Source organism: Pantoea allii, from assembly GCF_046529425.1.
GTDB classification, from domain to species: domain Bacteria; phylum Pseudomonadota; class Gammaproteobacteria; order Enterobacterales; family Enterobacteriaceae; genus Pantoea; species Pantoea allii.
In genome coordinates this window covers 2,460,559-2,481,026 of sequence record NZ_CP125958.1, presented here as the reverse complement: position 1 = coordinate 2,481,026, position 20,468 = coordinate 2,460,559, and the positions used below count along the sequence as shown (strand labels likewise).

Below are 20,468 nucleotides of genomic sequence, written 5' to 3'. Positions count from 1 at the left end.
CTCTTCACTTTTTATTCGCGTTTATATGCCCCAAACTCAGATGGACGCCATAAAATAAGGAATAGAAAGTGAAGAATGTAAAACGTTTAACTCTGCCACTGCTCGCGGCTGCTGCGCTGTATGTCCCTGCCTCTCAGGCAGAAGCCATGCATTATCAACTCGACCCACAGCATACGTCTGTAGTGATGAGCTGGGAGCACTTCGGCTTTTCGCATCCTACCGCTGATATTCCAGATGCTACAGGTTCCCTGGTGTTTGACAGCAGCAAACCTGAGCAGTCGCGTGTCGACGTTACCCTGCCGGTAAGTAAAATTGACAGCCATGTCGCTGCCCTGACCAAAGAATTCAAAGGTGCGGACTATTTCGACGTTGCGAAATACCCCAGCGCCACCTTCCGCAGCACTAAAGTCATCGCTAAAGGCGATAACAAGTTTGATGTAGAAGGGAACCTCACCCTGAAAGGTATTACCAAACCTGTCACACTGCACGCCACGCTGAACAAGCAGGGCGAGCATCCGATGGTGAAGAAGCAGGCGATTGGTTTTGATGCCACCGGCACCATCAAACGTTCAGACTTCAAACTGGACAAGTACGTGCCCGCGGTCAGTGATGACGTGAAACTGACGCTCTCTACCGAAGCATACGCGAAGTAATTCTGCGTTTGCGTTCTCAGCCCGGCACTCAGGTGCCGGGTTTTTTTTTGCCTGGCCTGGCTACGGGCAACCCGGCAAACAGGCAGCGTCTGCATTCAGCGTTGTCAGGCCCTGAACGAGTCGGCGGCACCGAAACCGCCTCAAAAAGCGCCAGCATTGTCTGAAAAAAAAGCACTTCATCACGCTATTTTCGGCGGCTGAAAAAGCCTGAGCCCGTCCCGCGTAAAATTAATCCTCTGCCGTACCTAAAAAAATGAGGCGAAAATCACAAATTTGCATCGTGATTTTATCGACGCCTGCGCGATATAACGTTGACAGAAAAGCGAGGGGGATCGTCATATTTAACTTGTTGTTTTAAAAGGATAAGCTCACAACCCACCTTTGCGATTAAAATGTGATTTCTTTCACATAAATAAGCCATTTGTACGCGCTGTCAATACATCACCTAAATAAATTCCTCTCATTTTTGTGATCTTAATTGCAAATATCAGTCTGTTATCCCGAAACAATAGCTTCAGACGCATTAAGCCAGAAGGAAGTCAGGATGAGAATCGGAATGGTAATTAGCGGCGGCGACGTAACCGGCATTAATAATTTCATTTTCCAGGTGGGCAGAATGACCCAGGCGGAAATGGTGTTATTTAATGGCGGCATTCCTGGACTGCTGGATAATGTCTGTCAGGAAATATCGCAGCGTGATTTACTGGATTTTTCCATCACGTCCATTCCGGTGATGCAGTCGGGCAGAACTGCGCGAAAATTAATTCGCAGCGAATATGAAACCATTGCCCGGCAGTTAAAAACATTACGCATTGATGTATTAATTCTGGCTGGCGGTGACGGGTCGCTGCAATTTTTGCACACGCTGAGTGAATTTGGCGTCAACTGTTTTGGCATCGGAATGACCATTGATAACGATGTCTACGGCAGTGATTATACCGTGGGTTTTTCCACCGCCTGTGAGCAGGTTTTAAAAGAGGTGGCAAAGCTGAGAAACACCGGTCGGGCCTTAACCGGACGTGTGTTTATGGTAGAACTGCTCGGCGGTTATTGTGGTGAGCTGACGCTACAGTCCGCCATAAAATCCAATGCCGATTTTGCGCTGATCCCGGAATGCCAGATTCCCACTAGCGTGCTGGCAGAACGCATCACTCAGCGGCTCAGCGAACAGAACAGCGTGGTAATCCTCTGTTCAGAAGGTTACACACGAGAATATTCACCGGGATTTCAGGGCGCGATTGATACATTAATCAAGCAACTTGAACCGCTGATCGGCGTGCGTATTCGCAAAACGATCGTCGGCTATGGACTGCGTAATGGCGACCCCACCTGTGAGGAGATTTATCAGGGCACCATTATGGCAAGTGAAGTCGTCCGTTGTATTCAATCCGGGATGCGTAATAAAGCCGTCATTATTAATGGCAGCAATAAGCCTATTCCGATTGACTTAATAAGCATGAAAAAACGCCTGGTCGATACAGAAGGGCACCATTATAAACTCGCTAAACAACTGCATATATTGTGAGGAGAAAACATGCTGAAAATTTTATGTGTCTGTGGTTGCGGTCTGGGATCAAGTTTCGCTATCGAAATGAGTGCGAAATCAGTTTTAAAAAAACTGGAGATTGAAGCCGATATCGATCACACCACGATTTCAGAAGCTAACGCATTTAAATCCGACATGATTTTAACGCAAAAAGCCTTTGCGGATGTCTTAAATGCCGACGCCACACCAGAGCAAATTAAACGCGTAATTATATTAAATAAACTCACCGATAAAGCTGAAATTGAGCAAAAGATCGTGGCTTTCTTAAAAGAACGTAATGTGAAGGTTGCTAATCATGAATAGTGTAATCAATTTTCTGGTTAAAGACTTATTGGGGCAGGCGTCTATTCTGATCGCGTTTATTGCGCTAATCGGACTGGTCCTGCAAAAAAAATCGGCCGGGAAGGTCGTGGAAGGGACCTTTAAAACCCTTCTGGGCTTCTTGATCATGATGGCGGGCATCAACATTATTGTGGGTGCGCTTACCTTCCTTAACAGCATTTTTACCCACGGTTTCGGCATGCAGGGCTACATCACCGACGTGGCCGCGATTGCCGGGCTGGCAAACCGTGAGCTGGGCTCGGAAGTGGCCATGACGCTACTGGTGATCTTTATCGTCAATATCATCATTGCGCGCCTGACACCGTTTAAATACATCTTCCTCACCGGCCAGGCGCTGTTGTGGATGGCAACCATCGGGGCCGTGATCGGCTACAAAGCCGGTCTGACCGGATTACCGTTAATTCTGACCGGCGGTATTTTCGGCGGCATCATGGCGGTGGTGATGCCGGCACTGGCACAGCCGGTGGTGCGTCGTATCACGGACTCGGATGACGTCGCGCTCGGCCACTTCTGCACTATCGGTTATCTGCTCACGGCGGCGGTGGCGAAAGTCGTCGGCCGAGGCTCACGCTCAACGGAAGACTTAAAGCTCCCCGATAACTTTAAGTTTTTGCAGGACACCTATCTGTCGATGGCGGTGGTCATGGTGCCGATGTACCTGATTCCCGCTGTGGCGGCAGGTCCAGCCTTTATCGCCCAGTACAGCAGTGGTACCAACTACCTGATGTATGCCTTTATGCAGTCTATCCAGTTTGTGGCGGGCGTCTTTGTTTTATACAGCGGCGTGAGACTGCTGCTGAATGAACTGGTCCCGGCCTTCCGCGGCATTGCGATGCGACTGGTGCCGGATGCCAAACCTGCACTCGACTGCCCGGTCATGTTCCCTTATGCGCCTAACGCGGTCATCGTCGGCTTTCTTGCGACCACGCTCGGCTCTGTTGTGGGCATGCTGGTCTTCCCAATGTTTGGTCTGGCGATGATTCTGCCCGGCTTGCTGACCAACTTTTTTGCCGGCGGTACAGCAGGCGTATTTGGTAACGCACTGGGTGGACGGCGCGGGGCGATGATTGGTGGATTCGTCCACGGATTATTTATTACCTTCCTGCCCGCCATTCTGGTACCGATGCTGGAAAGCTACGGCTTCACCGGCGTGACCTTCAGTGATTCCGACGTGATCAGTACCGGTCTGGTTCTGGGACATGCTTTCCAGCATAACTGGCTGTTTGTCGCCGTATTCGTTGCTTTTGTTACCGCTATCGCCTGGTTTGTTAACGGAAAATCCACTAAGCCCCGTGAGGAAAACGTGCATGAAACTTTATAACTTTACCGAATTGCTGAAAATTGCCAAAGAACGTGAATTTAAAGCGGTAGGGTCGTTTAATTTACACTGTCTTGAGATGTTGCCGGCGTTTTTTAAAGCGGCAGAAAATACGCACAGTCCACTGATGATTCAAATATCAACCGGGACCGCGAAATATCTGGGACACGAATTATTGGTTGATGCCATTAAGTCATTATCCAAAAGTAAAAATATTCCGACCTGTTTGCATCTGGATCACTGTTCCGATTTAGACGCGATTCAGACGGCAATTAATGCCGGATTCAGTTCGGTGATGTATGACGGTTCACATTTATCGCTGGAAGAGAATATCGCGAATACCCGCCGGGTGATTGATATGGCCCGTCCCGTGAATGTTTCCGTCGAGGCTGAGCTGGGCGCGATCGGCGGTTCTGAAGACGGAAAATGTGTGGAAATGAGCGATATCGTGTTTACCACGGTCGAGGATGCGAAACGCTTTGTGGATGAAACCGGCGTGGACATGCTGGCCATCTCCATCGGTACCGTTCACGGCCTTTACACCGGTAAAGCCCACATCCAGCATCAACGCCTGGCGGAGATCACGGCTGCCACGGGAACGCCGCTGGTCCTGCACGGCGGAACCGGGGTCAGCGATGAGGACATGCGCCTGGCCGTGGGCAGCGGTATCGAAAAAGTTAACGTAGGTACGGAAATGAATGTGCAGTGGGTTGCCCAGTGCAAAGCGACCTTTGAGAAAGGCAAAGTCAATGACAGCGTGCGTAATTTCCTCGTGCCTGCCAATAATGCCGTCACCAATGTATTAGTTGAGAAAATGCAGCTGTTCCGTTAAGCACTTTTATTATCCCGACGTGAATAAACCTGAGGTGCCCTGGCGCTTTTCGGGGCAGGAGACGCTATGTTTGGATTCATGAAAAAGAAAGGGGGAAATAATGCCCCAGATGATGCAGAACGGGATCGTCAGGCAGAAAGTGTCAGTGAAAAAATAACGGCGCTGGAAGCGAAACTGGCGATTAATTCAGGCGATATTGAAACGCAGAAACAATTAATGCTGGAATATAATCGTGCATTATCCCTGTTTGCGAAAAGCCGCCGTTACCGGGATGACATTGATCCTCTTTTTGTGAAAATTGATGAATTACGTAATCTGGTGCGTAAATCAGTTTAAGGAGCAGTAATGACCATTAAACAGTTATTACAGGAAGCCAATGCTGTTCAGGTAGGCATTGCCGCCAGGGACTGGCGGCAGGTGATTGCCATGGCGGCAAAACCGCTGGTGGAGGGCGGTTATGTTCATGCCTCTTATCCTCAGGCGGTCATTGATAATACGCTGACGCATGGTGCCTATTACGTGTTTGAAGAAGGTATCGCTATTCCCCATGCCCGCCCGGAAACGGGCGTTATCCGCGACTGCTTCAGCATGGTATTGCTGGCGGAACCCATCTCGTTTGAGGGAAGCGATAAGGCGGATATTGTGATCATGTTTGGTGCCCGCGACAGTAATGCGCACATAGAAGAGGGCATTCGCGCCATTGTCAGTATGCTTGAGGATGAAGAGACGCTGGTAAAATTACGGCGTGCCAGCAGCGTTGCGGAAGTAATGGAGATCCTATGACCAGTGAGACTGACATAAAGCGCGTGGTGTTAGTTAACGGGATTCCTGCCTCCGGGAAAAGCACGCTGGCCCGCACGTTGTCACAGCGTTTTTCCTTGCCGGTGTTAACGCTGGACAGCCTGAAGGAGCCGTTTATGTCCAGCTTTGCGCCGGTCGATCGCCAGCGCAACCGACAGCTGGGCTGTGCGGCTTATCAGGCTATCTGGAATATCATCGGCCAGTCGCCCAGCGACTGCGTATTCCTGATTGATGCCTGGTTTGGCTTTCAGCCTAAAACGGTACTGGAGCAGGGATTACAGCGGGCTGGCGTGAATGACGTGCTGGAGGTGTGGATGCAGATCTCACCGGACGCCGCCGTGGCACGCTACCAGGCGCGGCTGACGCAACGCATGCCGGGTCATCCCGGTGCTGAGTACCTTCCTGAGTTGCGTCGTCTGGCTGAGGAAGCGCAGCCGATGGCACTGGGGCCGCTGTTAAAGGTCAATGCCAGTGCTATCGACGAGCACGCCGTGATCCAGTGGCTGGCTCAGTCTCTGGGCCGGGCAGGCTATACTGCTTCTGATGAGGATAATACCGAGGAGAAGCAGCATGCCACAGCCGCCTTATCTGCAAACGGGCGAGAGCGTCGTGCTTTATGATGGCGTTTGCAAACTCTGTACAGGCTGGGTGAGTTTCCTGCTGCGCCACCGACTGGCGCAGCAGGTCCGTTTTGCTGCGGTGCAAAGTGAGCAGGGCAAAGCGCTGCTGAAGTGGGCGGGGTTGACAGAGGACAATATCAATACCATCGTCTATATCCGTGGCGATCGGCACTGGCTGCGGGCACAGGCGGTGCTGCGTGTGATGCAGCAGCTACCGATGCCGTGGCGGGCGCTGAGCGTGCTGCGCTGGTTTCCCCGCCGCATCAGTAATTTTTTTTACGACTGTATTGCGCTAAACCGCTACAGGTGGTTTGGCCGCCACCCGGCTCAACAGGCTATTCAGGCAGATTATCCGGGCCGCTTTCTGCCGCCACATCCCTAACCGCAACGCGGTTGCAGTAAAAAACACCACGAATGTGAATTAAAACCCTCATTTTCCTTCAGGTTTACTAATATTTTACAGGCAGGTTTACCGCGCGATGGAAACGTAATGCGCTGTGCCTGAGCGGTATTATTATTGAAAATGGAGATGAAAATGCGCAATACCTCTGGACGATCGGCCGTTGCCGTGACGCTTTATGCTCTTCTGGAACCCGTGCCGCTTGGCTTTTTTGTGGCAGCCTGGTTGTTCGACATCATCTATATGAAGACCTATATCATTCTCTGGTCAATCAGTGCCAGCTGGCTGATTGCCATCGGTCTGGTGATGGCCATCCTGCCCCGAGTAATTAGTCTGGTTTATATGTTTCGCGGCAGTACCGCACCCGAGAAAACCCATTTCTGGCTCTCCCTGGTTGCCGTTCTTCTGGCTATCGTCAATGCCTTTATTCACAGCCGTGATGCTTATGCCGTGGTGCCGACGGCGGCTGTGCTGTCGACGCTGGTCGTGATACTGCTGCTGCTGGCGAATGTGCAACTTGCACTGCGTCAACGTACTGCTTAAGGAGAAGCCATAATGAAAATGCCGCAACATTCCCTTATTGCGCTGACGATGATGGCCCTGCTGACGGGTTGTGATACCGGTGCGACAATCGATCCGCAAAAGCAAACGGGTGCCAATCCCGAATTACCCGACGCCAAAAACTTTATGGTGCCGCCAATGCAGGTGCCTAAAGGCGTGCCGTGGAAGAACGGTGAAAAACCCACGGTGGCTCAGGGCCTGAAGATTGAGAAGATTGCTGACCATCTTCAGCATCCGCGTCAGGTTTATGTGCTGCCCAATAACGATATTCTGATTGCCGAATCCAACGGCATGCCCAAACCCACGACCAAACCCAAAGAGTTAATCACCGGTCTGGTGAAAAATGCCTCGGGGAAAGGTGGTAAGGGCGGCAACCGCATTACCCTGCTGCGTAACGTCAACGGAAAATGGGAACAGCACCGCTTTATTGACAACCTGAGCGCCCCGTTTGGTATGCAGCTGGTGGGTAACACCTTGTATGTCGCCAACGCAGACAGCCTGGTGAAATTCCCTTATACCGAAGGACAAACCGAAATTCGGACCGCTCCGCAACGGGTCACCGAGTTACCTGGCGGCCCGATCAACCACCACTGGACCAAAGCGCTGCTCGCCAGTCCGGACGGCAGTAAACTCTATGTTGGCGTGGGTTCCAACAGCAACATTACCGAGAACGGCATCGGCGCAGAATATCGCCGCGCCGCCATTCTGGAAGTGGATGCCGCCAGCGGTGCCAGTCGTATCTACGCCAGCGGTTTGCGTAACCCCACCGGTCTTGGCTGGGAACCCCAGACGAAGCAGCTGTGGGCGGTGATTAACGAGCGTGACGAAATTGGTTCGGACCTCGTGCCTGATTACCTGACCTCCGTGAAAGAGAACGGCTTCTATGGCTGGCCCTACAGCTATTTTGGTCAACATGTGGATGTACGGGCACAGCCGCAGCGTCCAGACCTGGTCGAAAAAGCGATCAAGCCTGACTATGCACTAAGCTCGCATGTCGCCCCGCTGGGATTGCTGTTCTATGGCGCGGAGAATATGCCACAGTATCGCGGCGGCGCATTTATCAGCGAGCACGGGAGCTGGAACCGTAAACCGCTTAACGGCTACAAAGTGGTTTGGGTGAAGTTCGAGAATGGAAAACCGGTGGGGCAACCGCAAACCGTGGTATCGGGCTTTTTAACCGAAGATGAAAAAGAGGTGCGCGGCTTACCGGTCGGCCTGGCCAGTGACAAACAGGGCGGTTTGATCATCGCAGATGATGCGGGTGATTCCATCTGGCGCGTCAGTTCGGTGAACTAAGCGGTAAATAGCAGGCATAAAAAAAGGATTTGGCGTGATGCCAAATCCTTTTTTCTTGTGTTCGTTGCCCGGCGGGTAACCGGATGGCGAACGAGGTGCTCAGCACTCTCCACAAACAGATTGTAAAGAGTGCCGCCGCAGACTTCAAGTTTAGCCAAAATGCTGTATATTTATACAGGTGTTGAGTGTTGGGCATCGCCTCATGGTTAACTGACTGCTTCCAGGGGAGCACGGTTACATAAATCCCGGCAGGTAACAGGTGGTGCTGACCTGTGGCTTAAACCATGAGTGCCGCTCAGCCCTCTCCACAAAGATGTGCTCAGGCACCCGGCGGGTAAGGGTAAAGCCCCGGCTGCTGAACAGCGCGCTCCTGTTGTGGGAGAAGGAAAGTGATGGAACTGACAAAGCTGATTCTGGAGATTATCCGGATCATCTTGCAGATCATCGTTGCCCTTATGCAACTGACCGGTCATGCAAACTAACCGGAACTTTGACCAAGGCGGAGCTAACCACTCCGCCTTTTTCGTTGTCAATTGCCTGTCATCTTTCCCGGCTACAGTGGCGCAGCAATCAGGCGCCCGAAAGGCACGACTTATCCAGACATCAGACCAGATCCGGGAGTTTTTCATGTCACTTGCCGCAGTCAAACCCGCCAGGCTTCAGCAGACCGAAATTGACACCAGCGTACGTATGCGTGAAACCGAGGTTGGGGCGCAGTGTGAAATTTTGGCGCACAGTTACCTTGAGTACAGCGCCATTGGCGATTTCTCTTACGTCGGCGAGCACTGCTGCATAGCCGATACCGAAATAGGCCGCTTCACCGCCATCGCCAATCAGGTGCGTATTGGCGCGCCCAACCATCCTATGGATCGGGCATCACAACACCGCTTTACCTATTGCCCAGAGTATTATGATGCTGCCGCGACGCGCGACCACGGTTTTTTCACGGCACGCCGTGAGGACCGGGTGGTGATTGGCAACGACGTCTGGATAGGCCATGGCGTGATTGTGCTGCCGGGCGTGACGGTAGGCGATGGGGCAGTCCTGGCGGCGGGTGCGGTGGTGACGAAAGACGTTGCGCCTTATACCGTGGTCGGCGGTGTGCCAGCAAAACCGATTCGCGTTCGCTTTCATCCGGCCATTGCAAGCCGGTTACAGCACATTGCATGGTGGAACTGGCCGCTGGAAAAAATCATGGCAAACCTGGCCGATTTTCAGACAGACGACATTGAGCAGTTTTGTGCCAGACATGGCTGAGAACGTCAGAAAAGCCAATAAACGGTGGCGAACGCCACCGTTTGACGTGCTGGTTAGCGCTTAGCGCGCGCTTCCTGCACCTTACTGGCGATACGGTCGCCGATGGTTTGATCGATATTGCGCCAGTAGGCAAAGGCACGTGAAAGCACCGGTTCTTCAACGCCGTTCAGCAGATGCCCGCTGACATTATTCACCAGCCTGTCGCGCGCGGCGTCATCCATCACCTTGTTGATTAAGGTATTTGCCTGGCCGACGTCGTCATCGTCCCGACGCAAAGTGTAAGGCGCACGCACCATATCACCGCTGGCAGACCAGACAGAGTCGGTCGGATAACGATCGCCATCGGCGGCGGGGCCACCTTTGCTGTTAGGGGCATAAACCGGATCGGACACCGGGTTCATACGCATCGCGCCATCTTTGCTGTAGCTGTTCACCGGCGACTGCGGGGCATTGACCGGAATCTGCTTATAGTTCACCCCAAGTCGTGCGCGGTGGGCGTCGGCATAGGCAAACACGCGACCGAGAAGCATCTTGTCCGGGCTGAGTCCAATGCCAGGCACCAGATTATTGGGCTCGAAAGCGGCCTGTTCAATCTGCGCATGGTTATCGGTCGGGTTCCGGTCGAGCGTCAGCTTGCCGACTTTGATTAGCGGATAATCACTGTGCGGCCAGACCTTGGTCAAATCGAAAGGGTTGTAACGATAGTGGTCAGCGTCGGCAAACGGCATGATCTGCATGTACAGCGTCCAGCTCGGGAAATGGCCGTTTTTGATAGACATGAACAGATCACGCGTGTGGTAATCGCCATCTTCCCCTGCCAGCTTGTCGGCTTCTTCCTGCGTCAGGTTTTCAATGCCCTGATCGGTATGGAAGTGGTATTTCACCCAGAACTTCTCACCCTGGTCATTCACCCACATATAGGTGTGGCTGGAATAACCATTCATATGACGCCAGTTTTTAGGGATACCGCGATCGCCCATCAGCCAGGTGACCTGGTGTGAGGATTCGGGCGACAGGGTCCAGAAATCCCACTGCATGTCGTTGTCACGCAGATTGTTATCGGCGCGGCGCTTTTGCGAGCGGATAAAATGCTGGAACTTCATGGGATCGCGAATAAAGAACACCGGTGTATTGTTGCCCACCATGTCGTAATTGCCTTCGCTGGTATAAAACTTAATGGAAAATCCGCGCGGATCGCGCCAGGTATCCGGACTGCCGCGCTCGCCAGCCACCGTTGAAAAACGCATCACGACGTCGGTTTTCGTGCCCGGCTGAAAGACTTTGGCTTTGGTGTAGCGACTCACATCTTCAGTCACCTCAAAAAAGCCAAACGCGCCGCTTCCTTTCGCATGGGGTTGCCGCTCAGGAATGCGCTCGCGGTTGAAGTTGGCCATTTGTTCAATCAGGTAGTGGTCGTGAAGCACCAGCGGACCGTCGGGACCGACGGAAAGGGAGTGTTCATCGCTGGCGACGGGGATACCAGCGTCTGTTGTGGTGGGTTTACGCTCATCATGACTCATTGAAATTGTCTCCATTTTTGTAAGGGTAATGCATGGAGTAAGCGTAGCGTAAATCTGGAGACAGCAACGGCCGATCCCGCGCCGATGTGCATTTTCACGGCGCCCGCCCGTTTCTGCCGCTCTTTCCGCACCTGTCCTGCAACGCCTTGCTAACGCAGAGGTTGTGTCTTTTTGACTGACCACCACAGGTTGTTGCCTGAGGTGATTAATACGTGACCGCCCTCGCAATTTACTTATTTCCCCCACAACAACGGTTGCGCGTTATCGCGTAAAGAGTAAATTATATTATAACTTCACAGTTAGTTGTGAAAAAGGAAAGTACATTACAACCCTGTTACTAAGGATTGAGCCTCATGTCAGATTTAAAGTTTGCTACACGTCTTAACTCATTCGCTTCAGGGGCACATCTCTACTGGCCAGATTTGCAGGGCAAACCCTCTGTACTGCAAATGGTTGCGCGCGCGGGCAAGGTTAAAGGCTTAACGCATTTGGATCTCAACTATCCCCAGCACCTGACCAGTGATGTGAAAACCCTGCGCCAGGCTATCGACGACGCGGGCCTGGCGGTCAACGGCATGCAGATGCGCTGGGATGCACCGCAGTTCAAAATCGGTGCGTTTACGCATCCCGACGCAAAGATTCGCCGTGAGGCGATTGATCTGACCAAGCGCGGCATCGATACCGGCCGCGAGTTTGGCTCACGGTTAATGACGTTATGGATGGGGCAGGACGGTTTCGACTACTGCTTCCAGGTCGATTACAAAAAAATCTGGGAGGACGCGGTGAGTGCGGTGCGTGAAATCGCCGACTATGCGCCGGACGTGGATGTGAGCATTGAATACAAACCCAATGAGCCTCGCGCCTACAGCATCTTTCCTAACGTAACAACCTGCCTGCTGGCCGTAGAAGAAGCCGGTAGCCCTAATCTGGGCATCACGCTGGATTTTGCCCATGTCCTGTTCGCCAATGAAATTCCTGCCTGGGCGGCGGCCATGGTGGCACGTCGTTCAAGGCTGCTGGGGCTGGATTTGAATGACGGCTGGGGCAAACGGGATGACGGGCTGATGGCGGCATCGGTTAATCCGCGCGCCACGCTGGAGTTTCTGTGGCAGATGCAGCGCGATGGTTATCAGGGTGCCTACTATTTTGACACCTTCCCGGATGCCAGCGGGCTTGACCCGGTGCGCGAAGCAGAAATCAACATCGCCACCGTGACGCGATTACTCAAGCTTTGCGACCAGCTTAACGATAATCCCGCATTGATGGAGGCGATAAGCCGTCAGGACGCTGTCGCCTCACAGCAAATCGTCAACGACATTATGCTGGCGCGTTAATGCAGGGCGTCAGCTGCAGAACAGCAAAATCTTACCCTACAAATGCATAATAAAAGGCTGAAAAAATGAAAAAACGTTTACTCGCCGTCATCGCTTCCTCGCTGCTGTGCGCCAGTGTCTATGCCGCAGAGATGGCGCCGCTCAAGTCCGATACCGAACAGGATCGCACCGAATGGTCGCAGCTCGACAGTAAATATGGCGCGATGCCCAAGATCGATAAATCGCTCAAAATCGGTGGTGTCTCTAAAACCCTGACCAATGAATACTGGCGTTTGCTGGGCGAGGGTTATCAGAACGCCGCTAAAAAATATGGCATCACCGTGGCTTATCAGGCCGCAGCGAATGAAGACGATCAACTGGGTCAACTGTCGATTGCCGAAACCATGATTTCCCAGGGCTATAACGGCCTGCTGGTTTCCCCGCAAACCGACATTAACCTTGAGCCTGCACTGGAAAGCGCCAACAGTAAAAAAATCCCGGTAGTGAACGTTAACGATGCGGTTATGCCGGATGCGGAACATTACGTCGGTAACGTCCAGAAAGACAACGGTGTGCGGGTGGCGAAATGGTTTATCGAGCACCATCCGCAGGGCGGCAAAGTTGCGGTGATTGAAGGCCAGCCTGGCGTCTATGCTGCCGGACAGCGCACCAGTGGATTTAAAGAAACGCTGAAAGCCAACGGCAAGTTCAATGTGGTGGCCAGCGTACCGGCCAACTGGAGCCGTGAGCAGGCATTTAACGCCGCCAGCACTATTCTGCAACAGCATCCTGACCTGATCGGCTTTTACGCCAATAACGACACCATGGCATTGGGTGTCGTGGAAGCGGTGCGTTCGATGGACAAAGCCAAACAGGTAGCCGTATTTGGTACTGACGGGATCTCCGATGCTTATGCGTCCATCAAGCGCGGCGAACTGACCGGTACCGTGGACAGTTTCCCGGTGCTGACGGGTGAAGTGGCGATGGATGTGATGCTGCGTTTGATTAACGGCCAGAAAATCTCACGCGTGGTTTCCACACCGCAGGCGCTGATCACCAAAGAGAATGCGGATGCATTTTCCACCAAAGACATGGACAAGCTGCGTCAACTGTTAGCGCAGCAGTAAGCCTGGCGGAGAGCGTATGGAACAGTATCGTTTAATGATGCGCGGCATCAACAAAACCTACGGCAGCGCCGCAGCTTTACAGAATGTCGACTTTTTTGTGAAGCCCGGTGAAGTGCATGCCCTGATTGGTGAGAATGGCGCGGGGAAATCCACGCTGTTGAATATTCTTTCCGGCGTGCGGGGCGCAGACAGTGGAGAAATCAGCGTCAACGGTCAGACGGTGCAGATGAAAAGCCCACTCAGCGCCCGTCATGCGGGGATTGCGATGATCCACCAGGAACTGCAACACGTTCCAGAGCTCTCAGTTGCGCAGAATATGTTTCTGGGTCGCCCACTGACCAAAGCAAAAGGGTGGTGGGTGGATAAAAAAGCCCAGCTGTCGCGCGCCACGCTGATTTTGAAACGGCTTGATCCCACGATCGATCCCAACAGCCCGATCAAAGATCTTAAAGTGTCTCAGCAGCAGATCGTCGAAATTGCCCGTGCGTTACTGGATGACGCTAAAATCATCGCCATGGATGAGCCGACATCCAGCCTGACGCCGCGCGAATTTGACCGGCTGGCTGAACTGATTGCCGATCTCAAGTCGCTGGGTGTGTCCTTGATCTATGTGTCACACAAGATGAACGAGATTTTCCGGGTCTGCGACCGGGCGACCATCATGCGCGATGGTAAACAGGTCGGGGTGGTGAATATCTGTGACGAAGATGAAGAGAGCATCGTCGCCAAAATGGTCGGCCGTAAGATAGAAAGGCTCGATCATAACGCCTTTGTGACCGCACAGGAAGTGTTGCGGGTCGAAAATCTGGCGCGTGGCAACGAAATATTACCCGCTAATTTTAGCGTCAACGCCGGGGAAGTGTTGGGCATTGCAGGGTTGGTCGGGGCAGGACGCACCGAGTTGCTCAAGCTGATTGCCGGTATCGACAAGCGCAGCAGCGGCACGGTACAGGTCAATGGTCAGCCCGTCCCGAATCATAATATCAGCGCGGCCATAAAAGCCGGAATCGGTCTGGTACCGGAAGACCGGAAAAAAGAGGGCATTATTAAAGCGCGCTCGGTGAAGATGAATATGGCGCTGCCGTCCATGCGTCAGTTCACCCTGGCGGGTGTGATAAATAAACTTCGGTTAAATCGGGTGGCGCACGATGTCATGAGCGACCTTAAACTTCGCCCCATGGATATTGAAAAAACCATCGGTACGCTGAGTGGCGGAAATCAACAAAAAGTCATTATCGGACGCTGGGTCGCAGCGGATGCCAAAGTCTTTTTATTTGATGAACCCACGCGCGGCATTGATATTGGTGCCAAATCCGAAATTTATAATCTGATTGAACGACTGGCGCAGGCAGGTAAAGCCATTATTGTTGTCTCGTCAGAGATGACGGAAATTATTCGCATCTCCGATCGCGTATTAGTGATGCGGGAAGGAAAAATAACGAAAGAGTTAAAGGGCGAGGCGATTACTGAAGACAATATTGCCCGCTTTGCGATTAAAGATGTCGAAACTGCCTGAGCGAACACCTCTCTATAAAGGTTATCACTATGACGACTGAAACAAATATGCAGCCGGTTGGCCGTGCATCACCGCTGTTGAAATTTAACCTGCGCGATGCCGGAACCTTAATTGGCTTACTGATTATTGTGGTGACATTCTCTTTCCTGTCGCCGGTATTTTTTACCGTCCCGAATCTGTTGAATATTTTGCAGCAATCTTCGATTAATGCCTTAATTGCCCTGGGCATGACGCTGGTGATTATTTCAGGCGGTATTGATTTATCGGTCGGGCCAACCGCCGCACTCTCTGCCGTGTTTGGCGCAACGCTCATGGTCTCTGGCGTGCCTGTGCCCCTGGCGGTTATCGCCACGCTGGGCATTGGCGCACTGAGCGGTATTTTCAGCGGTACGCTTATCGCCTATGCCGGGCTGCAACCCTTTATCGTGACGCTGGGCGGCTTGTCGCTGTTTCGTGCCATCGCGCTGATCTACACCGGCGGTAATCCGGTCTTTGGTATTCCGATGTCGTTCCGCAGCCTGATTAACAGCACGGTGTTCGGTGTGCCAACGCCCATCGTCGTGGTGGCCGTGATTGCCCTCTGCCTGTGGACGGTAATGAACAAAACCCCGTTGGGTGAGTACATTCTGGCGATTGGCGGCAATGAAGAGGCGGCTCGTGTGGCCGGTGTGCCGGTCAAACGAACCAAAGTCACGGTGTACGTGATCTCAGGCATGCTGGCCTCTCTGGCATCGCTGATTCTGATTGGCCGCCTGGGCGCGGCGGAACCGACCATCGGCAACCTGTGGGAGCTGGACGCCATCGCCGCTGCGGCCATTGGCGGCGCGTCTTTAATGGGCGGCAAAGGCAGTATCTTTGGCACCCTGATTGGGGTGATTATTTTGGGGGCGCTGCGTAACGGTCTGACCTTGCTTAATATTCAGGCGTTTTATCAATTGCTCGCTACGGGTCTTATTATTATCATAGCGATGTTGATTGACCGAGCGACCCGAGGCAAGTAATGAAGCAAGATCCGCGAGCCATTGGCGCTCAGATACGTATGCGATTACCTCAACTGACGCCGTTAGAACGGCGGGTTATTGAGGCAATCACTGCCAGAACCGATATTACCGAACAAACGTCGTTAAAAGAGATCGCGCAGGAAAACGGTGTATCGGAAGCAATGGTGGTTAAGATCACGAAAAAGCTTAACTTCACAGGATTCAGAAATTTCAGAAGCAGTTTAATTTATTATAACGCCTCTGAAGTGGCAGGTTTGCATGCGGAAATTGAGCCCGATGATTCATCGGAACAGTTACTGGCGAAAGTATTCAGAACCTCAATTCAGGCCATTGAAGAAACCCTGTCGGTTTTAGATGTCTCTGAATTTAACCGTGCGGCAGAGATTATTTTTAAGGCTCGTCATATCGATCTTTATGCCGTGGGCGGATCGGCAACGGTTGCGCGCGATCTTTCCCACAAGATGCTTAAGATTGGGATTAAATCCACCGCTTATGATGATGCCCATATAATGCTGATGTCTGCGGCAGTGTTATCTGATGATGATGTGGTTATCGCCATCAGTCACTCCGGTGCCACGCGTGCTGTGAACGATCCGGTTAAATTAGCCGCCCGTAACGGTGCCAGAGTGATTGTGATTACGAATTACGCCGAGTCGCCTGTTGCGCGTCATGCGCATGTGGTACTTAATTCAACTTCTCAGGGATCGCATCTGTTAGGTGAAAATGCCGCATCACGAATTGCCCAGTTAAATATACTGGATGCGCTGTTCGTGGCTATCGCGAAAAAGGATTTAAAGCGGGCGGAGAAAAACCTGATCAAAACCCAGCATGCGGTTCAGGATCTGCGGGAATTCTGAGCATGAGTAAAATTGCAGTCACCGGCAGTCTTCATTACGACATTATGCTGGATGCCCATCATCGGCCTGAAAAGGGCGAAACGGTAATGGGAAACGCCTGCCACTACAAGTTTGGTGGCAAAGGCGGTAACCAGGCGATAGCGGCAGCCAACGCTGGCGCAGATGTACGTTTTATCGGGGCCGTAGGGGCCGATCAACAGGGCGCGTTTTTACTGAATACGCTGCGTCAGGCCGGGGTTAACACCGATTCGGTCGCAACGATTAAGGATGTCCCGTCTGGCATGAGCGTGGCGATTACCGACGCGGAAGGCGACTATGGCGCGGTGGTGGTATCCAATGCCAATCAGCACATAGCGGCGGAGCCGTTCATGCAGGCCGGTTTCTGGCAGGATGTGTCGATGCTGGTGTTGCAAAATGAAGTGCCGGAAGCGGTGAATCTGGCGGCGGCGCAGGCTGCGCGGCAGCAGCGTATTCCGGTATGCATTAATGCCGCCCCGGCTCGCCAGCTCTCTGCCGAATTTGAACGTTGCGTCGATTTGCTGGTGGTGAATGCGGTTGAAGCCCGGGATATGAGCGGCGTAGCGGTGACCGATCTGCTGTCAGCCAGAGAGGCGGCAGAGCAGCTGGCATCACGTTTCAGTCGTGTTGTGGTCACGGCAGGGGAACATGGCGTGGCTTTCAGCGAAGCCGGCGAAACGCACAGCCTGCCTGCCCGTCAGATTACGCTGGTCAGCACGCACGGCGCGGGTGACTGCTTCATGGGCGTCTTGTGCAAGGCGCTTAATGATGGCAACGACCTTGCGCACGCGGTAGCAACCGCCAACGATGCTGCGGCAGAGCACGTCTCACGCCCGATCAGATAAAAAAAATGCAACGTCCATGACGTTGCATTTTTACAGGATCGGCTGGTTTACGAGGCGACTTTAACCACGGTTTTTCCGAAGTTTTTGCCGTTCAGCATATCGATAAAGGCTTTGGGGGCCTGTTCAAGGCCCTCAATCACGTGTTCGCGATACTGAATTTTTTTGCTCTCAACCAACGGCGTCATGGCTTTCAGGAATTCGGGATAGCGATGGCCGTAATCCTGGAAAATAATGAAACCCTGCATACGAATGCGACGTTTCAGGATGCCCGCCATAATCAGCGAGGTTCTGTCCGGACCGGCAGGGAGTGCTTTCTGGCTGTAGGCGGAAACCAGACCGCAGACCGGCACGCGCGCGGCGGTATTTAACAGCGGGAAGACGGCGTCGAACACTTTGCCACCGACGTTTTCGAAATAGATATCGATGCCGTCCGGACAGGCGTTTTTAAGCTGTTCTTCAAAGTCCGGGCTGTGGTGATTGATACAGGCATCGAACCCCAGGTTTTCTACAGCATGACGGCATTTTTCTTCGCCGCCCGCCACGCCCACCACGCGACAGCCTTTCATTTTACCTAACTGACCCACTGTGGCACCCACCGGACCGGTTGCGGCGGCGACCACGAGGGTTTCACCTTCTTTCGGCTGACCGATGTCCATTAATCCCATATAGGCGGTAAAACCGGGCATGCCCAGAATACCCAGCGCCCAGGAAGGATGGGGCAGATTGTTATCCAGACGGGCAACATCTTTGCCATCAGAAACCGCATATTCCTGCCAGCCACTTTGGCAAAGTACCCAGTCGCCCTCTTTAAACTCACTGTTTTTGGATGCAGCGACCTGACAGACCGTACCGCCGACCATCGGTTGATCCAGCTCAGCCGGTGGCGCGTACGATTTTCCCTCATCCATGCGTCCACGCATGTAAGGGTCCAGTGACAGATAAATCGTCCGCAGTAAGATCTCGCCGTCTTTGATCTCCGGCGTCGACCGCGCAACATAACGGAAATTCTCTTCCGTTGGTTCACCCTGTGGGCGTGAAGCCAGAAGCCAGGCGTGATTTGTTGTCGATTGTTCAGTCATAGTGTCGTCCTTTGCATGGGCTAACCGCTAGGGGTTGCCGGGAATGAATGGCTAAAGTGTAGATGACTGAAAAAAGGATGCTTAACCCTGCTGGCGGTTAACAGGCAGGAGGGAAAGGGCAAGACCGGCGCGCGACGCAGCAGCGCGCGTTTCTGCTGGGGGGATTCGGATTGCTCTGAATCACCCGCGCGGCGTGACAGTGCTTTAACGCGCGAAGCGGGTTGGCGGTGGCACTTTTCAGGACCGCCGTGACAGCCCTGGTGTGAGACACAGCCGCTAAAACTGCTGAAACCGAGGTTAGCAGACCTGATATTTGTCTCTTTCTGCAGGCGAGTCAAAATCAAGCCTGCGCCAGTAACGACATGCACGGCAGTGACAGGCTTCAGGGCGTTCATCCAGCGCCATAACGGCCATCACCGCATCACCGCCATGACGCTGGAAAGGGCTTAGCTAAACCTTTCTGGCCGGAAAGTGGCGAGCATCGGATGTTGCACACCATTGAGTATTTCATCGGTGAGAAGTTCGCCCAAAATCAGTGCCAGCGTTGCGCCCGAATGGGTAAACGCAACAAAGCACCCCGGCACTTTTTTCAGCTCCCCGACAACCGGTTCCCCGTCACCCGGAACCGGCTTTAACCCGATTTTCCAGCTCTTTGCGTCCAGGGGTTTACCCTCACCAATCAGTTTACCGGCTTCCACCATTAACTGGTTGATGACCGCCTGATCAATGCTGTACTGACCATCGGCATGCGCAACGATATCCTCTTCGTACCAGTCATGGTCCACCGCCAGCGTGTTGCCCGGATTGGGGCGTATCGCCGCGCGCGGCGTGTTCATGACAACCTGCAAACCCTGATTTTGTGCAGTGCTGGTGACCAGCATGGCGACAGGCGACGCGTTTGCAATGTGCACACCAAGCGGCGCAACCACCTCGGGTGTCCAGGGGCCACAGGCGACAAGCACACGATCTGCGCTAAACTCACCGCGCTTTTCGCTACGAATGCCTGTCGCACGCCCCGCAGTGGTGATCACGCTTGCTTTTCCCGCATGCTCAACGACTTCGCCGCCTGAGGCTTTGAACTCATGAATCAGATGTTCCATAAGATGGGGCAGACTGACCCAGCCTTCACCCGGATTGGCAATCGCGACACGGGTAAGGGCGGTTCTGTTCACCTGAGGGTCAACACGATTTACTGTGGTGTGATCGACAAGGAGAGATTCGTAGCCATGCGCTTTTTCGTAATCATGGCGCGCCAGGGTTCCCGCATCATCGTCCTCCTCCCAGAACAGCGCGCCATCAAAACGCAGCCAGTCGAGATCGGGATGGCGTGCAAACAGGGTATGGTAACGCGCAATCCCTGCCATTCTTAGCGCATGATAAGGTTGCGACCGTTCGCCCGACGAGTTGAGCCAGGAAAGTGAACGTCCCGAGGCCCCGGAGCAGAGTTCCGCTTCAGTTACCAGCGTCACTCTGGCACCGGCTTTGGCCAGTTGCCAGGCGGTCGATACGCCCAGCACGCCACCGCCCAGTACAACAACGGTTTTGACTACAGCTTGTTCAGTCATG

At 53.1% G+C, this 20,468-nt stretch carries 21 protein-coding genes; 18 read left to right on the top strand and 3 right to left on the bottom strand.

Translation table 11 applies throughout. The annotated features are described in order from the left end of the window. Positions 1 to 68 precede the first annotated feature (68 nt). From QNH99_RS11685 to QNH99_RS11630, 12 genes are all read left to right on the top strand, one after another. Complete coding sequence (locus QNH99_RS11685; RefSeq protein ID WP_063879545.1) at positions 69 to 653, top strand: YceI family protein; 585 nt, start codon at positions 69 to 71, stop codon at positions 651 to 653. A 544-nt stretch (positions 654 to 1,197) separates the two neighbouring features. Beyond that, a complete protein-coding gene (locus tag QNH99_RS11680; protein ID WP_063879546.1) occupies positions 1,198 to 2,178 on the top strand; it encodes a 6-phosphofructokinase in 981 nt (326 codons plus the stop codon). A 9-nt stretch (positions 2,179 to 2,187) separates the two neighbouring features. Beyond that, positions 2,188 to 2,502, top strand: coding sequence for a PTS sugar transporter subunit IIB (locus QNH99_RS11675; RefSeq protein WP_063879547.1), 315 nt, complete (start codon positions 2,188 to 2,190; stop codon positions 2,500 to 2,502). Next, positions 2,495 to 3,862: a PTS sugar transporter subunit IIC gene (locus QNH99_RS11670; protein ID WP_063879548.1), complete on the top strand. Its 1,368-nt coding sequence runs from the start codon at positions 2,495 to 2,497 to the stop codon at positions 3,860 to 3,862. The genes QNH99_RS11675 and QNH99_RS11670 overlap by 8 nt, the downstream gene beginning before the upstream one ends. Then, the gene (locus tag QNH99_RS11665) at positions 3,849 to 4,691 is read left to right on the top strand and encodes a class II fructose-bisphosphate aldolase (RefSeq protein ID WP_096010663.1); all 843 of its coding nucleotides are present in this window, start codon (positions 3,849 to 3,851) and stop codon (positions 4,689 to 4,691) included. Before QNH99_RS11670 ends, QNH99_RS11665 begins: the two co-directional genes overlap by 14 nt. Positions 4,692 to 4,757: 66 nt before the next feature. Continuing rightward, a complete protein-coding gene (locus QNH99_RS11660) occupies positions 4,758 to 5,027 on the top strand; it encodes a hypothetical protein (protein WP_063879550.1) in 270 nt (89 codons plus the stop codon). 9 nt (positions 5,028 to 5,036) lie between these two features. After that, entirely contained in the window at positions 5,037 to 5,474 is a 438-nt protein-coding gene (locus QNH99_RS11655; protein WP_063879551.1) for a PTS sugar transporter subunit IIA, read from the top strand. Then, the gene (locus QNH99_RS11650) at positions 5,471 to 6,112 is read left to right on the top strand and encodes an AAA family ATPase (RefSeq protein WP_063879552.1); all 642 of its coding nucleotides are present in this window, start codon (positions 5,471 to 5,473) and stop codon (positions 6,110 to 6,112) included. The genes QNH99_RS11655 and QNH99_RS11650 overlap by 4 nt, the downstream gene beginning before the upstream one ends. Continuing rightward, positions 6,063 to 6,494, top strand: a complete 432-nt coding sequence (locus QNH99_RS11645; RefSeq protein WP_410516700.1) for a thiol-disulfide oxidoreductase DCC family protein — start codon at positions 6,063 to 6,065, stop codon at positions 6,492 to 6,494. Before QNH99_RS11650 ends, QNH99_RS11645 begins: the two co-directional genes overlap by 50 nt. A 153-nt stretch (positions 6,495 to 6,647) precedes the next feature. Continuing rightward, positions 6,648 to 7,055 (top strand): DUF2231 domain-containing protein, encoded by a 408-nt coding sequence (locus QNH99_RS11640; RefSeq protein ID WP_410516699.1) that lies wholly within the window; start codon positions 6,648 to 6,650, stop codon positions 7,053 to 7,055. A 12-nt stretch (positions 7,056 to 7,067) separates the two neighbouring features. Beyond that, positions 7,068 to 8,369 carry a PQQ-dependent sugar dehydrogenase gene (locus tag QNH99_RS11635; protein ID WP_283378643.1) on the top strand — a complete coding sequence of 434 codons (1,302 nt, stop codon included), beginning with the start codon at positions 7,068 to 7,070 and terminating at the stop codon, positions 8,367 to 8,369. Positions 8,370 to 8,996: 627 nt separating this feature from the next. Then, positions 8,997 to 9,626 (top strand): DapH/DapD/GlmU-related protein, encoded by a 630-nt coding sequence (locus tag QNH99_RS11630; protein ID WP_283378642.1) that lies wholly within the window; start codon positions 8,997 to 8,999, stop codon positions 9,624 to 9,626. Positions 9,627 to 9,679: 53 nt separating this feature from the next. Here QNH99_RS11630 and QNH99_RS11625 read toward each other — a convergent pair whose 3' ends face one another. Further along, positions 9,680 to 11,146: a catalase gene (locus QNH99_RS11625; RefSeq protein ID WP_256852579.1), complete on the bottom strand. Its 1,467-nt coding sequence runs from the start codon at positions 11,144 to 11,146 to the stop codon at positions 9,680 to 9,682. A 353-nt stretch (positions 11,147 to 11,499) separates the two neighbouring features. Here QNH99_RS11625 and QNH99_RS11620 point away from each other — a divergent pair, with 353 nt between their 5' ends. The 6 genes from QNH99_RS11620 (at position 11,500) to QNH99_RS11595 (ending at position 17,823) form a co-directional block, all read left to right on the top strand. Continuing rightward, positions 11,500 to 12,480 carry a TIM barrel protein gene (locus QNH99_RS11620; protein WP_109716330.1) on the top strand — a complete coding sequence of 327 codons (981 nt, stop codon included), beginning with the start codon at positions 11,500 to 11,502 and terminating at the stop codon, positions 12,478 to 12,480. Between the two features lie 65 nt (positions 12,481 to 12,545). Next, complete coding sequence (locus tag QNH99_RS11615; RefSeq protein ID WP_145393242.1) at positions 12,546 to 13,586, top strand: substrate-binding domain-containing protein; 1,041 nt, start codon at positions 12,546 to 12,548, stop codon at positions 13,584 to 13,586. Between the two features lie 16 nt (positions 13,587 to 13,602). After that, a complete protein-coding gene (locus tag QNH99_RS11610) occupies positions 13,603 to 15,102 on the top strand; it encodes a sugar ABC transporter ATP-binding protein (protein ID WP_241567820.1) in 1,500 nt (499 codons plus the stop codon). A gap of 29 nt (positions 15,103 to 15,131) precedes the next feature. Next, the gene (locus QNH99_RS11605) at positions 15,132 to 16,103 is read left to right on the top strand and encodes an ABC transporter permease (RefSeq protein WP_096010655.1); all 972 of its coding nucleotides are present in this window, start codon (positions 15,132 to 15,134) and stop codon (positions 16,101 to 16,103) included. After that, positions 16,103 to 16,960: a MurR/RpiR family transcriptional regulator gene (locus tag QNH99_RS11600; RefSeq protein WP_096010654.1), complete on the top strand. Its 858-nt coding sequence runs from the start codon at positions 16,103 to 16,105 to the stop codon at positions 16,958 to 16,960. Before QNH99_RS11605 ends, QNH99_RS11600 begins: the two co-directional genes overlap by 1 nt. 2 nt (positions 16,961 to 16,962) lie before the next feature. Beyond that, positions 16,963 to 17,823, top strand: coding sequence for a PfkB family carbohydrate kinase (locus tag QNH99_RS11595; protein WP_410516698.1), 861 nt, complete (start codon positions 16,963 to 16,965; stop codon positions 17,821 to 17,823). Between the two features lie 47 nt (positions 17,824 to 17,870). On the opposite strand, the gene QNH99_RS11590 is transcribed toward QNH99_RS11595, so the two are convergent. Together QNH99_RS11590 and QNH99_RS11585 are read right to left on the bottom strand one after the other, a co-directional pair. After that, on the bottom strand, positions 17,871 to 18,902 hold the full coding sequence (locus QNH99_RS11590) for an NADP-dependent oxidoreductase (protein WP_410516697.1): 1,032 nt from the start codon (positions 18,900 to 18,902) through the stop codon (positions 17,871 to 17,873). Positions 18,903 to 19,348: 446 nt separating this feature from the next. Continuing rightward, the gene (locus tag QNH99_RS11585; protein ID WP_410516696.1) at positions 19,349 to 20,467 is read right to left on the bottom strand and encodes an NAD(P)/FAD-dependent oxidoreductase; all 1,119 of its coding nucleotides are present in this window, start codon (positions 20,465 to 20,467) and stop codon (positions 19,349 to 19,351) included. Between the last annotated feature and the right edge of the window lies 1 nt (position 20,468).